The organism is Neobacillus niacini NBRC 15566, assembly GCF_001591505.1.
GTDB lineage: Bacteria > Bacillota > Bacilli > Bacillales > Cytobacillaceae > Neobacillus > Neobacillus niacini.
Genome location: NZ_BCVA01000023.1, coordinates 77374 through 91096 on the forward strand (window position 1 = coordinate 77374; position 13723 = coordinate 91096).

Genomic DNA, 13723 nt, shown 5'->3' on the forward strand with positions numbered 1-13723 from the left:
GGTGATGATATGAAAAAGGCTGGTTCAAATGAAATTCAGCGGGGACAGGCAATTTCCTTCCGTGTCCCTTCTGACACACCTGACCATTTAATAAAGCAGCTGCAAAAGTTAAAGGAAACTGAGAGAAGGAACTTTTCAAGCAAAATTGCTGAGTTTGTGATGGAAGGTGTCGGTAACGTAAATGCAAGAGAACGTGAGATGATTACCGTTCCTTTGCCGAAAATGCTGACGAAGGCACAGCGTGACTGGTTGAAGCACGAGCATTCAGAAGCATTATTAGGAAGTATTATCTATCAATTGATAGCTGATCCAGTTCGTTCAAGTGCTCTCTTGGCAAGTTTAAATAGCAAATCAGTCGATATTGATGAAGCGTTATACCTGCAAGAAGATGTATTTCCTGAGAAACATGATATAAGTTCCTATCTAGAAAATGATCCTGTTGTAGAGGAAACTGCAGCTTCTATCGATTTATCCGATATGGATGATGATTTGGACGAGTTTGACTGGGAAAATGCAAAACCTTTGATACAAGAAGAAAAGGTTGAGGAAGAGCCAGATTTAGATGACCTGCTGGGTGGATTTCTAGCTAGTATGAATAAATAAATGAAGATCAAAAAGGTAAGCAAGAAATATTGCTTACCTTTTTTCGTTGTAGTGAAATTTTATTAAATAATAAATACGTTCGGTAACCTATGATATAATTTTCTTAACAAAAAATTGAGGACAAACGTTTATTTTAGATAGATAGGAGTGCGCTAGTTGAAAAAAACGATTACGCTATTTGCGGTCATTCTTTCATTAATGATTGCAGGTTGCGCAAAAGGGAACAATGGTGAAATAAAAACTGAAAGAAGCTCGGCAAAAGAAGAACTCATTTTAGCAGTTGGAAATGAGCCGGAAACAGGGTTTGATCCGGTATTAGGCTGGGGACAGTACGGTTCGCCTCTTTTTCAAAGTACATTATTAAAACGAGATCATGATTTAGCTATTACATATGACGCAGCAACAAATTATGAGGTTAGTGACGACGGTAAGGTGTGGACTGTCAAACTGCGGGATGATGTGATGTTCTCAGATGGCAAGCCCTTAACCGCAGAGGATGTTCAATTTACGTTTGAAAAGGCACTAACGAGTGGTTCTGTTTTAGATTTAAATATTCTCGAGACCGTAGTGGTGAAGGATCCAACAACAGTCGAATTTCACCTTCGTAATGCTAATTCTACCTTTATTCATTCGTTATTAACATTAGGGATTATCCCAAAACATTCATATGGGGATGATTATTCAGAAAAACCAGTTGGTTCCGGTCCCTATCAGCTTGTGCAATGGGATAAAGGACAACAGATTATTATTGAAACGAACCCTAACTACTATGGTAAAAAGCCATTCTTTAAAAGAATCACTTTCTTGTTTTTAAAGGAAGATGCAGCCTTTGCCGCTGCAAAAGCAGGACAAGTGGATGTCGCTTATATACCTGCTTCGTTTAGTGAAAATAAAGTTCCGGGAATGCGTCTTGAAGCTGTTCAGAGTGTTGATAATCGCGGAATCATGTTCCCATATGTTCCTTCAGGGGAGAAAACAAAAGAAGGAAATCCAATTGGAAATGATGTAACAGCCGATATGGCTATTCGTAAAGCTATTAATGTGGCCATTGATCGAAAAGCTCTTGTTGATGGAGTTTTAGAGGGACATGGTACACCTGGCTACTCGGTGGCAGATGGTCTGCCTTGGTCAAATGGAGAATCAAAGATCGAAGATGGTGATCTAAAAAGGGCAAAGGAATTATTGTCTAAAGCGAATTGGAAAGATCAGAATGGCGATGGGATTCTCGAGAAGGATGGTCTAAAAGCGGAGTTTGATCTCCTATATCCTGCCAGTGATGTGACAAGACAATCATTAGCTATTGCGGTGGCTGATATGATGACACCATTAGGGATTAAGATCAACGTAGAAGGAAAAAGTTGGGATGAAGTCGAAACATTAATGCATTCAAATGCAGTAATGATGGGCTGGGGAAGCCATGATCCGCTTGAAATTTATAATTTGTTTAGCGGAAAAATGGCAGGAATGGAGTATTACAACTCCGGTTTCTATTCGAATGAAAAGGTAGATGAATACCTTGAAAAGGCGCTATTAGCTAGGACAGAGGCAGAAGCAATTGAATACTGGAAAAAAGCACAGTGGGACGGGGAAACAGGTTTTAGTACTCAAGGAGATGCGCCTTGGGCTTGGTTAGTTAATATTGATCACCTCTATTTAGTTAACGAAAAACTAGATATTGCGGAGCAGAAAATTGAGCCTCATGCACATGGCTGGCCAATTACGGATAATCTTGTTGACTGGAAATGGGATGAGAAATAGATGATAGGTGTAACGCTAAAATGCAGAATATAGTTTTATTTATTATTAGGAAAATGACGAGACTCCTATCACTCCTGTGCGCGATTAGTATCATTACCTTTATACTTATCAGCCATTCACCCATTGACCCCATTCAGGCTTATATAGGTGCGGATATGATGAGGGTTGGTCCTGAGCAGCGAGAGAATATAGCTGAAAACTGGGGATTAAATAAACCACCAGCAGAACAGTTTTATCATTGGGGTTCTTCCCTGTTACAAGGAGATTTTGGAACCTCGATGATTTATCGCCAGCCAGTTGCCGAAATTATCAGCGAAAAATTCTTGAACTCCCTTGCGCTTATGATTATTGCGTGGATTTTATCGGGCGTTATTGGATTTGTGCTGGGAATTGTAGCGGCGGTGAAAAGAGATAAATGGGCAGATCGGATTATCAAGTGGTACTGTTATACGTTGGCGTCAACGCCGACATTTTGGATGGGACTGGTATTATTAATGATTTTTGCCGTTTGGTTAGAATGGCTGCCAATTGGAATGGGGGTGCCAGCAGGTGTGCTGGCTGAAAATGTAACCCTTACGGACCGTATTGCACATTTAATCCTGCCTGCCCTCACACTAAGTATTGTAGGTGTCGCGAACATTGCTTTACATACAAGACAAAAACTGATTGAAATCCTCTCAAGTGAGTATATTTTATTTGCGAAAGCAAAGGGAGAAAAGGGCTTTACACTAATATGGAGACATGGTATTCGCAATGTTTCTCTGCCTGCTATTACCCTTCATTTTGCCGCTTTTAGCGAACTCTTTGGAGGAGCTGTATTAGCAGAACAGGTTTTTTCATACCCAGGATTAGGACAGGCAACCGTTGAAGCCGGTCTGCGTGGTGATGTTCCACTCCTTCTCGGTTTAGTGATTTTTAGTTCAATATTTGTCTTTGCGGGGAATTTAATGGCCGATCTTATTTCCTTTATTGTTGATCCAAGGATGAAGGAGAGAAGATCGTTATGAAATTAAATAAAAGACAGTCTGCAATTTTAATGTCAGCCATTACCACCGTGTTATTAGTAACTATATTAGTAGGAGGCTTGCTGGTCAGCAATGATAGAATTGTAACCAACTTAGAATATCGTAATCTTCCACCCTCGCTCGCTCATCCATTTGGTACAGATTGGCTGGGGCGGGATATGCTTTTTCGAACGCTAAAAGGATTATCTATTAGTATAGGTGTTGGACTAATCGCTGCGACTGCCTCTGTCATAATAGCGGTGTGCCTGGGAATAATGGCTGCAACAATGGGTCGTATCGCCGACGCCGTCATTTCCTGGCTTGTCGACCTTTTTTTAAGTGTCCCTCATTTAGTGATGCTTATTTTAATTGCTTTTGTAGTCGGCGGTGGTATGAAGGGTGTCATTATTGGCTTAGCACTCACCCACTGGCCAAGCTTAACGCGGGTTATTCGTGCAGAGGTCATGCAGATTAAAGCAGCAGACTTTGTCCAAACATCAAGAAGACTGGGGAAATCAAGGTGGTTTATTGCGATTAAGCATATATTTCCTCACCTTGTCCCGCAGTTCTTAGTGGGCTTATTTTTACTATTCCCTCACGCAATCCTTCATGAAGCGGCGGTAACGTTCTTAGGCATGGGGTTATCACCGCACCAGCCTGCAATTGGTATCATTCTATCAGAATCCATGCGTTACTTATCTACTGGTATGTGGTGGCTGGCATTTTTCCCTGGTCTGCTCTTATTATTGGTAGTCCGTGCCTTTGATTTAATAGGGGATCGTCTGCGGTCACTTGTGGACCCTTATCGTGCCAATGAATAAGATGGGGGTTGAAAGTTATGTCTATCCTAGAAGTGCAAAATTTATCTATATCCTTTAAAAAATATTCTAAAGGGCTAAGGCAGGAACAAAATCAAGTCATTCATAACCTAAATGTGTCAATCAACAGAGGGGAAATTGTGGCAGTTGTCGGTTCAAGCGGGTCTGGTAAAAGCCTGTTAGCTCACGCGATTCTTGGAATATTACCGGGAAATGCTACGGTAACAGGGAATATTTTTTATGAAGGTCAGCTGCTTACCGAACAGCGTAAAGAGGAACTAAGAGGAACAGAAATTGTAATCATTCCGCAATCCGTTAAGTTTTTAGATCCATTGATGAAAATAGGCTCACAGGTACAAACTTCCGTTAGAAAAAGAAATGCTGTTACAGCACAAAAGAAAATTTTTGAGAAATATAAATTACATCCAACCGTTGAAAAATTATTTCCTTTTCAATTATCTGGCGGTATGGCAAGACGTGTTCTTGTTTCGATGGCAGTCGTAAGTGAAGCCAGTGTGATTATTGCAGATGAACCAACACCGGGACTTGATATGGAAGTTATCAAGGAAGCGGAGAACTCTTTTAGGGAGTTGGCTGATAATGGCAGTGGAGTTATGATTATTACACATGATATTGAATTTGCCTTAAAAGTTGCAGATAAAATCGCCGTTTTTTATGCGGGTACAACCGTTGAGACTGCACCAGTGTCAGACTTCTCCGGTAAGGGTGAGAATCTCAGACACCCTTATACAAAAGCATTATGGAGAGCCCTTCCTCAAAATGAATTTATTCCAATTAAGGGGTCACAGCCGCTAGCGAATGATATGCCTGCGGGGTGTCCTTTTGCCCCTAGATGTGAACAAGCCACATCAGAGTGTTCAGAAGGGCTCCCGGAGGAAAGGTATATTCGTGATGGAATGGTAAGGTGTATATATGCAACTTGAAGCATTAAATGTTGGATTTGGTTATCGGAAAAATAATTGGACATTTCGTCATATTGATTTAAGCCTTAGAAAGGGAGAAATTGTCGGTCTTGTTGGCCCTAGTGGAGCTGGGAAGACAACACTTGGACGAATCCTTGCGGGGTATGAACAGCCATTGGAAGGTACTGTAAAGCTGAATGACGCTCCATTGCCAAAGACGGGCTATCACCCTGTTCAGCTAGTATTTCAGCACCCGGAAAAAGCTGTAAATCCAAAATGGAGAATGAAGGATATCCTTCATGAAGGGTGGAATCCTGATGATGAATTACTAGAAAGATTAGGAATTGATCGGGATTGGCTGCAACGTTGGCCTAATGAGTTATCAGGCGGGGAATTGCAGCGCTTTTGTGTAGCTAGAGCACTTGGTCCAATGACACAATTTCTAATTGCTGATGAGATGACAACCATGCTGGATGCGATTACCCAAGCACAAATATGGCAGGCTGTTTTGGATATGGCGAAAAAGCAAAATATGGGGATACTTGTAATCAGCCATGAAGCTCCGCTTTTGGATAGACTTTGCAGCAGAATTATTGATATTTCATCTAATGTAATGAGAGAAGGATAAAAGACTATGAAAACTTTCAAGAATTATCGTTTTCCTATCATCCTATTACTTTCAATATTGATTGGCGCGATTTTAGGTTTAGTCATGAAGGAAGACGCAGTCATCTTTCAGCCGATTGGGGATATCTTTTTAAATCTATTATTCACGATTATTGTTCCGCTTATTTTCTTTACGATTTCCTCTTCGATTGCAAATATGAATGGAGCCAAGAGATTAGGAAAAATTCTAGGCTGGATGTTTGGAACCTTCCTCTTTACAGGTCTTGTTTCAGCCATTTATATGTACTTTATTGTAAAATTCGTTAATCCTGGTGAAGGTGTAAACTTAAAGTTAGTAAAGCCGGAAGCCGCGGAGGAGTTAAGTACAGTCGCACAAATTGTTAAGACATTTACTGTACCTGACTTTGTAGAATTGTTTTCACGCAGTAATATGCTTGCGCTTATTGTGATTTCCATTCTGGTTGGCTTCGCAGCACAATCAGTTGGAGAACGCGGCAAGCCTTTTGCTAGCTTTTTAAGTTCAGGTTCAGAAGTAATGATGAAAGTTATATCCTTGATTATGTATTTAGCACCAGTTGGTCTGGGAGCCTATTTTGCGACCTTGGTTGGTCAGTACGGTCCCATTCTATTAGGCTCCTATATTAAAGCCGGTATCACCTATTATGCAGCTTCAATCGTCTATTTCTTTGTGGCTTTCACCATGTATGCCTTTATGGCTGGCAGGGGTAAGGGAATTAGAGTGCTTTGGAGCAATATGCTGGCACCTTCGATTACGGCGCTGGCAACTTGTTCTAGTGCCGCTTCAATTCCTGTTAATCTAGAAGCTTCAAAAAGGATGGGAATCAAAGAGGATATCCGCGATACAACCATCCCATTAGGGGCCGCTTTACACAAAGATGGTTCTGTTCTTGGCGGTGTGCTAAAAATTGTATTCTTGTTTGGTATCTTTGATATGAATAATACAGGGATTGGCACCTTTTTCTTGATTATCAGTGTTTCTCTTTTAGTTGGAGCGGTTATGGGAGCTATTCCAAGCGGAGGTATGATAGGGGAAATGTTAATCCTTAGTTTATTTGGATTCCCGCCTGAGGCATTGCCGATTATTGCGGCAATTTCAACGTTAATTGATCCTCCAGCAACCATGCTGAACGCAAGTGGAGATAATGTTGCAGGAATGATGGTTTCAAGAATGGTTGAAGGCAGGAATTGGCTTCAGAAAACTACATAAAATAAGGGTGCTCTCCAATGAAGAGCACCCTTACTTTTTATTTAGATTACACCTTGTGCAATCATTGCATCTGCTACTTTTATGAAGCCAGCGATATTCGCACCGACAACGAGGTTGCCTGGATAGCCATATTCCTCAGCTGCATTCATACTGTTACGATAGATGTTAATCATAATTTGGTGCAATTTCGCGTCAACTTCTTCAAATGTCCAAGAAAGTCTTTGGCTATTTTGAGCCATTTCAAGCGCAGATACGGCTACACCGCCAGCATTTGCTGCTTTCCCAGGAGCAAATAAAATATCACTTGCTAAAAATACTTCAACAGCTTCAAGCGTAGATGGCATATTAGCACCCTCTCCAACAGCTTTTACACCATTAGAAACGAGGACTTTTGCTGAAGCTTCATCAATTTCATTTTGAGTTGCACATGGTAAAGCAATATCACAAGGAATCGACCAAATGCCTGAACAGCCTTCGTAGTACTGAGCTTCTGGGTGCTCAAGGACATATTCACTGATTCTCTTACGTTCCACTTCTTTAATTCGCTTAACAGTCTCAAGTTTAATTCCGGATGGATCATAAACATAACCATTGGAATCACTGCAGGCTACAACTTTTGCACCTAATTGAGTAGCTTTTTCGATCGCATAGATGGAAACATTGCCTGAACCGGAAACGACAACGGTGCTTCCTTCAAAGCTATAACCTTTGTCAGCAAGCATTTCGTTTACAAAGTAAACCGTACCGTAACCAGTTGCTTCTGTACGTGCTAAACTACCGCCATAACCAAGGCCTTTACCAGTTAGTACACCAGCTTCATAGGCACCGCGAAGTTTTTTGTATTGTCCAAACATATAACCAATTTCACGGGCGCCTACGCCGATATCCCCTGCTGGTACATCGACATCAGGTCCAATATGTCTGTATAGCTCAGACATGAAGCTTTGTGTAAAGCGCATGACTTCGCCATCTGATTTACCTTTCGGATCGAAGTCAGATCCGCCTTTTCCTCCGCCAATAGGCTGACCAGTTAATGAATTCTTAAAGATTTGTTCAAAACCTAAGAATTTAATAATGCTCGCATTAACGGACGGGTGGAAACGTAATCCGCCTTTATAAGGACCGATTGCACTGCTGAACTGGACACGGAAACCGCGGTTTACTTGAACTTTACCCTTATCATCAACCCAAGGAACACGGAAAGAAATAACTCTATCAGGCTCTACGATTCTTTCAAGGATATTGTGCTCGATATATTTTGGATGTTTCGCAAAAACAGGAATTAGAGAGTCAAAGATTTCCTTGACTGCTTGGTGAAATTCGGATTCATAAGCATTTCTGCATACAACTTTATTAAACACTTCATCCACATATTGAAGTGCTGTGCCTTGCGCGTCATGTTTTAATTGTTCAATTGTTTTCAAGTTATCCACCTCTTAATGGGAAGTTATTTTTTTAAATAGTTAGATTATTAATATAAAGTATTTTATAATTAAATAATAATCTTAACAATATTAATAATAGATGATATTCATCTCATAATGAGATGAATCGAGGTGAGCCCTTTGGAGTTACGTCAAATTCAATACTTTATGGAAGTAGCTAAGCGTGAACATGTGACCGAGGCGGCAACCGCGCTGCACGTGGCCCAATCTGCTGTAAGCCGGCAAATCTTTAATCTCGAAAAGGAACTCGGCGTTAATTTATTTATCCGCGAGGGGCGAAATGTCAAATTGACGATGATTGGTCAGATGTTTCTAGCTCATATGGAACAGGCGATGAAAGTAATTGGTGAGGCACAGCGAGAGATTGAGGAATACCTTGACCCAATGAGAGGGACGATTCGTATAGGTTTTCCCAGCAGTCTGGCTGCGTATACCCTTCCAACTTCTATTTCCGCCTTTCGTGAACACTATCCTCAGGTCAAATTTCAACTAAAGCAGAGTACCTACAAAGAGTTAATTGAGGGTGTAATGAATGGTGATTTTGATATGGCATTAATCGGACCTGTTCCTAAAAACGAGAAGAAATTACAGGGGACAACATTATTTACAGATAATATTGTGGCACTATTACCGTCTAGTCATCCTTTAGCCAAACAGCCAGCGATAAAATTAAGCAAGCTGCGTGAGGAAGACTTTGTCTTGTTTCCAAAGGAATATATATTACGGGAAATTATCGTTCAAGCTTGTGAACAGTTGGGTTTCCAGCCGAAGGTATCTTTCGAGGGAGTTGATATTGATTCAATAAAAGGACTGGTTTCAGCTGGTCTTGGAATTACATTAATTCCGGAAATCACGCTGGTGGAAGGATTTCCCCGTTCAACAGTAAAGGTACCCATTATTGAGCCTGAGGTCACCCGTACGGTCGGGGTTATCATTCCAAGAGAACGCAAAATGCTCCCTACAGTCAAACTTTTCTATGACTTTTTAAAAGACTTCTATTCCATTCTCGACAGATATCAAAGGTAAAAGCCCAACTATGTTTAGTTGGGCTTTATTTTATGCTTTTTGTTCGAAAAGTTTCGTAATTTCAATGACGGTTTTGGTGGATTTAATCATATTATCAACAGAGATAAATTCATACTTCCCATGGAAGTTTTCGCCGCCTGTAAAAATATTGGGAGTTGGCAGACCCATGTAAGATAGTTGTGAACCATCTGTACCGCCGCGGATTGGTTTAATGAGTGGTTTAATATCCAAGCTCTCCATTGCCTGTTGGGCGATGTCGACGATTTCCATAACCGGTTTGATTTTTTCACCCATATTGTAATATTGGTCTTTTAATTCTAGAAGAATGGTATCCTTTCCATATTTTTCATTAAGTGAGTCGACAATGCTTTCGATCCTATTTTTTCTCGCTGCAAAGATTTCTTTGTCGTGATCACGGATAATATAGTACATTTTCGTTTGCTCGACATCGCCGTTAAAAGAAATCAGGTGGTAGAAACCTTCATACCCCTCAGTATGTTCAGGTGCCTCTAATGCTGGAAGCTGACTATGTAGTTCCATGGCAATCTTCATTGAATTCACCATTTTATCTTTTGCAGAACCTGGGTGAATATTGGTGCCCTTAATGGTGATCTTTGCAGCCGCAGCATTAAAGCTTTCGTATTCTAGCTCTCCGAGCGGTCCACCGTCGACAGTGTATGCATACTTGGCACCGAAGGCTTTTACGTCAAATTTATGGGGCCCTCTGCCAATTTCTTCATCCGGTGTGAAAGCAACCCGGACCTTACCGTGCTTAATTTCTGGATGTTGAATCAAGTATGCCATTGCGGTCATGATTTCAGCAATCCCAGCTTTGTTATCGGCTCCAAGCAGTGTAGTACCGTCCGTGGTAATCAGCGTATGACCTTTATAGCTTGGCAGGCTTGGGAAATCCTTCGTTGTCATGGTGACGTTTGGGTTAAGAGGGATGTCTTTCCCATCATAGTTTTCAATGATTTGCGGGTTTACGTTCTTGCCTGTGAAATCGGTTGCAGTATCAATGTGAGCTAAGAAGCCGATTGTCGGTACATCCTTCTCCGTATTCGACGGAAGGGTAGCCATTACATATCCATTCTCGTCAATGGTTACCTCTTGCATTCCGATCTGCTTTAATTCTTCAACAAGCATGTTGGCCAAATTAAGTTGTCCCTGAGTAGAAGGACAGCTCTCATTGCTCTCATTCGACTGTGTATCTACCTTCACATAAGAAGTAAATCTTTCTATGATCTCATTTTTCATATACTTCACACTCCTTTTTTCATTTTCATTTTTATAATAGCACTTTCGCTGTACATCTACACTAATGGGTTATAAATACTATGGTTCAGTATAAGTATGTTATGTTCTCTATTGAGAACAATAACGTTCTTGAAAAAATAAAAAAGTGAGAAAATGGGAGATATTTCTATATAACGCACGGAAAACGTGCGTTATATGCTAAATTTACCCGATTATGGGAATTTCCTAAAATATACAGTGACGTTATACTTTAGTTGTGTAAAGGCACACAATTTACAATATTTGGAGGAATGGGAATTGAAGAACGTAGAGAATTATGGGAAGATCAAAAATGTACTTAACATGAAGAAAATTGTAGCTACAGCAGTTGTAGCAGGAACTATTTTTGGTTCTACATCTGCCTTTGCTTCATATGGCGGCGTACAACAAAGCCAAAATCACCAATACTCAAATCCAGCATTCACAGTGGGTGCAGGTAAATTTATTTCACAATCTCAAGGATTTAATGTGCAAGCATATCCTTCACAAACTGCTTCTCAAGCTAAGTATTCAAAACAAAGCCAAAGTTTAGCTGGCAGTGCGTTACAAGGTCAAGTTGGTGCTGGACTATTACTCGCTCAACTACAAGGCTTTGGCAGCTTAACAGTTCAAAATCAAGGTGTAGTTGGTAAAGCAAATACTCAAGATTCAAATGTAACAGAAGCTAGCGGTCAATTACAAGTTGGTGTAGGTGCGCTAATTGGTCAAGCACAAGGTGCAGGAAATGCCAATCAGCAAGGCCAAACTGCTGGTGGAAAGTACAATGATCAATATCAAGATATTACAAATGGAAATTTACAAGGTCAATTGGGCGTTGGTGCACTAATTGGTCAATTACAAGGGTCAGCTAATGAAAACGTTCAAGACCAAGCTACTGCTGGAAAAGGCAATAGCCAAAGCCAAGACGCTACTAATGGCACTGCGCAAGGTCAAGTGGGTGTTGGAATATTAATTGGCCAACTTCAAGGATCTGCAAATTCTAACAACCAAAGCCAAGTTTCTGACGGCAGGTACAATGATCAAAATCAAGGCAGCACGAACTCCACTGGTCAACTTCAAGTTGCTATTGGCGGATTAATTGGTCAAGCACAAGGTTCTAGCAATAGCGTTGGTCAACTTTCTGATGCCTATGGCAACTACAATGATGTTGATCAAAATGTAGAAAGTGATACTGCACAACTACAAGTTGGTTTAGGATTAGGAGTAGGCCAAGTTCAAGGTTCTTCTAATAGTACAGCTCAAGGTGCAGGCGCTTTTGGTAAATTCAATGATGTTGAGCAGGATGCTGAATATGAAACAACACAAGCTCAAGTAGGCGCATTCGGAGCTCTTCAAGTCCAAGGTTCTGAGAATACTACAGGACAATCTGCAGTAGCTGCAGGTAAATATAATGATGTTGAACAAGAAGTTGAAATTGGAACAGCACAAGTTCAAGCAGGCGGTCTTGGTGCGGTTCAATCTCAAGGAGCTGCAAATCTTGCTGAACAAGGTGCAGCTGTGACAGGTAATGTAAACGATGTTGAACAGGAAGTTGATAACGCTACTCACCAAACTCAAGTAGGCGGTCTTGGTGCAGTTCAATCACAAGGTGCTGCTAACGGATCTCTTCAATTAGCTGATGTTGATGGTAAACACAACGACGCTGAGCAAGAGGTTGAAAATGACACAGACCAAACGCAAGCTGGCGGTCTAGGTGTTGATCAAGATCAAACAGCTGTAAATGCTGCAGGACAATCTGCTGAAGCTACAGGTGTTGGCAATGAAGTTGAACAAGAGGTTGAAAACGATACTGAACAGGATCAAACTGGTGCACTTGGTGCTGACCAAGCTCAAGCAGCTTCAAATGGGTCTGTACAAATTGCAGACACAGCTGGCTGTGAAAATGAAGTGGAGCAGGAAGTAGAAAATACTACTGAGCAAACTCAAGCTGGTGTTGGTAATGTTGATCAATCACAAAATGCAGCAACAGAAACTGCACAGACTGCTACTGTTGTAGGTGCTGATAATGAAGTTGAGCAAGAAGCTGCAAATGATATTGCACAAGTTCAAACTGCTGAAGGTAACGCTGTACAAAACCAAAGCGCTTCAAGCACTACAACTCAATCAGCTTCTGCATTTGGCAGCAATATCAGCCAAAGCCAGTCTTCTAGCTTTACAGTTGTTCAAGGCCAATCAGCTAACTAATACCGTTTATTAACTCTTCAGCTCCATCTAGTGTTCTGCTGGATGGGGCTTTCTTACTAATTATCATAAACTAACCATTCAAATTATTGGAGGAATCATAGATGATTAAAAAAACCATTGGATCTCTTGTAGCAGTTTCAGCATTAAGTATTGGCCTATTAGGCTTTAATTTAGAAGCGGAGGCAAGTACAGGAGTTACCCAAACTCAAAATTTTAGCGGTGCTTGGGCGAGTAAATACAAAACCCAATCAAGCAGTGTGACAGGTGCAGGCTCTAGCCAAGCGCAAAGCGGAGCTGCAGCAGGCTTCCAGCTGCAATATGGAAAAACAAAGGGTGAAGCTGCAGCCACTCAAACTACAGCTAGTGAAATTGAAGTTGGACAGACTGCAGGTCAAAAGGCAGAACAAACGACTGCTACATCAAGCCCAACTACTGTTTTACAATCACAGCGTACTTCAGCTGCTCTATTCAATTTCCAAGGATCTATTGAAGGTGGAGCGTCCATTCAAAACCAAATGGCGCAAGGACATTCTTATCAATTTAATGCAGCAGCGTCAAGACCTTAATTCTACACAGACAAAGCACCTTCCTTATTTTAGGATGGTGTTTTTTATATTACATTTTAGAGTGTTTCAGACATGTTTGATGAGTATTAAGGTATTTGTTTTCGAAAGAATGGCATATGTGCGGTTTGTCCCTCAGGGCCCTCGATTGAGGACAAATCTATTTGGCTACTTATGAGATATGTCCTCAAGGCTCCCGATTGAGGACAAAACTTTCTGGCCACTCTTGAGATATGTCCTCAAGGCCC

General features: G+C 41.0%; 12 protein-coding genes. 10 read left to right on the forward strand and 2 right to left on the reverse strand.

Translation table 11 applies throughout. The features are described 5' to 3' along the window. Positions 1-9: 9 nt before the first annotated feature. The 7 genes from BANA01_RS16875 to BANA01_RS16905 all read left to right on the forward strand — a co-directional run bounded on the left by BANA01_RS16875 (position 10) and on the right by BANA01_RS16905 (position 6961). Entirely contained in the window at positions 10-603 is a 594-nt protein-coding gene (locus tag BANA01_RS16875; protein ID WP_063254023.1) for a hypothetical protein, read from the forward strand. A 198-nt stretch (positions 604-801) separates the two neighbouring features. After that, positions 802-2361 carry an ABC transporter substrate-binding protein gene (locus tag BANA01_RS16880; protein ID WP_063254050.1) on the forward strand — a complete coding sequence of 520 codons (1560 nt, stop codon included), beginning with the start codon at positions 802-804 and terminating at the stop codon, positions 2359-2361. 20 nt (positions 2362-2381) lie between these two features. Continuing rightward, positions 2382-3368 (forward strand): ABC transporter permease, encoded by a 987-nt coding sequence (locus tag BANA01_RS16885; RefSeq protein ID WP_063254026.1) that lies wholly within the window; start codon positions 2382-2384, stop codon positions 3366-3368. Continuing rightward, positions 3365-4186: an ABC transporter permease gene (locus BANA01_RS16890; protein ID WP_063254027.1), complete on the forward strand. Its 822-nt coding sequence runs from the start codon at positions 3365-3367 to the stop codon at positions 4184-4186. Before BANA01_RS16885 ends, BANA01_RS16890 begins: the two co-directional genes overlap by 4 nt. A 17-nt stretch (positions 4187-4203) precedes the next feature. After that, positions 4204-5127, forward strand: coding sequence for an ABC transporter ATP-binding protein (locus BANA01_RS16895; RefSeq protein WP_063254029.1), 924 nt, complete (start codon positions 4204-4206; stop codon positions 5125-5127). After that, complete coding sequence (locus tag BANA01_RS16900; RefSeq protein ID WP_063254031.1) at positions 5117-5734, forward strand: ABC transporter ATP-binding protein; 618 nt, start codon at positions 5117-5119, stop codon at positions 5732-5734. Before BANA01_RS16895 ends, BANA01_RS16900 begins: the two co-directional genes overlap by 11 nt. A gap of 6 nt (positions 5735-5740) precedes the next feature. Beyond that, complete coding sequence (locus BANA01_RS16905) at positions 5741-6961, forward strand: dicarboxylate/amino acid:cation symporter (protein WP_063254033.1); 1221 nt, start codon at positions 5741-5743, stop codon at positions 6959-6961. 41 nt (positions 6962-7002) lie between these two features. Here BANA01_RS16905 and gdhA read toward each other — a convergent pair whose 3' ends face one another. After that, the gene (gene gdhA / locus BANA01_RS16910; protein ID WP_082799563.1) at positions 7003-8385 is read right to left on the reverse strand and encodes an NADP-specific glutamate dehydrogenase; all 1383 of its coding nucleotides are present in this window, start codon (positions 8383-8385) and stop codon (positions 7003-7005) included. Between the two features lie 141 nt (positions 8386-8526). On the opposite strand from gdhA, the gene gltC reads away from it, so the two are divergent. Next, positions 8527-9432 (forward strand): glutamate biosynthesis transcriptional regulator GltC, encoded by a 906-nt coding sequence (gene gltC, locus BANA01_RS16915; protein ID WP_063254035.1) that lies wholly within the window; start codon positions 8527-8529, stop codon positions 9430-9432. 30 nt (positions 9433-9462) lie between these two features. Here the strand turns inward: gltC and pepT are convergent, their stop codons facing one another. Then, positions 9463-10689, reverse strand: a complete 1227-nt coding sequence (pepT, locus tag BANA01_RS16920) for a peptidase T (protein WP_063254037.1) — start codon at positions 10687-10689, stop codon at positions 9463-9465. A gap of 297 nt (positions 10690-10986) precedes the next feature. Between pepT and BANA01_RS16925 the strand changes: the two genes are divergently transcribed. Both BANA01_RS16925 and BANA01_RS16930 read left to right on the forward strand, forming a co-directional pair. After that, positions 10987-12912: a putative sodium/potassium/calcium exchanger gene (locus tag BANA01_RS16925; RefSeq protein ID WP_063254039.1), complete on the forward strand. Its 1926-nt coding sequence runs from the start codon at positions 10987-10989 to the stop codon at positions 12910-12912. A gap of 101 nt (positions 12913-13013) precedes the next feature. After that, positions 13014-13478: a hypothetical protein gene (locus BANA01_RS16930; protein WP_063254041.1), complete on the forward strand. Its 465-nt coding sequence runs from the start codon at positions 13014-13016 to the stop codon at positions 13476-13478. Positions 13479-13723: the final 245 nt, after the last annotated feature.

What these genes read in the sequence shown, in the direction of transcription:
- BANA01_RS16875 (WP_063254023.1), top strand. Translation starts at nt 10, where the DNA reads ATGAAAAAGGCTGGTTCAAATGAAATTCAGCGGGGACAGGCAATTTCC.
- BANA01_RS16880 (WP_063254050.1), top strand. Translation starts at nt 802, where the DNA reads ATGATTGCAGGTTGCGCAAAAGGGAACAATGGTGAAATAAAAACTGAA.
- BANA01_RS16885 (WP_063254026.1), top strand. Translation starts at nt 2,382, where the DNA reads ATGCAGAATATAGTTTTATTTATTATTAGGAAAATGACGAGACTCCTA.
- BANA01_RS16890 (WP_063254027.1), top strand. Translation starts at nt 3,365, where the DNA reads ATGAAATTAAATAAAAGACAGTCTGCAATTTTAATGTCAGCCATTACC.
- BANA01_RS16895 (WP_063254029.1), top strand. Translation starts at nt 4,204, where the DNA reads ATGTCTATCCTAGAAGTGCAAAATTTATCTATATCCTTTAAAAAATAT.
- BANA01_RS16900 (WP_063254031.1), top strand. Translation starts at nt 5,117, where the DNA reads ATGCAACTTGAAGCATTAAATGTTGGATTTGGTTATCGGAAAAATAAT.
- BANA01_RS16905 (WP_063254033.1), top strand. Translation starts at nt 5,741, where the DNA reads ATGAAAACTTTCAAGAATTATCGTTTTCCTATCATCCTATTACTTTCA.
- pepT (WP_063254037.1), bottom strand. Translation starts at nt 10,689, where the DNA reads ATGAAAAATGAGATCATAGAAAGATTTACTTCTTATGTGAAGGTAGAT.
- BANA01_RS16930 (WP_063254041.1), top strand. Translation starts at nt 13,014, where the DNA reads ATGATTAAAAAAACCATTGGATCTCTTGTAGCAGTTTCAGCATTAAGT.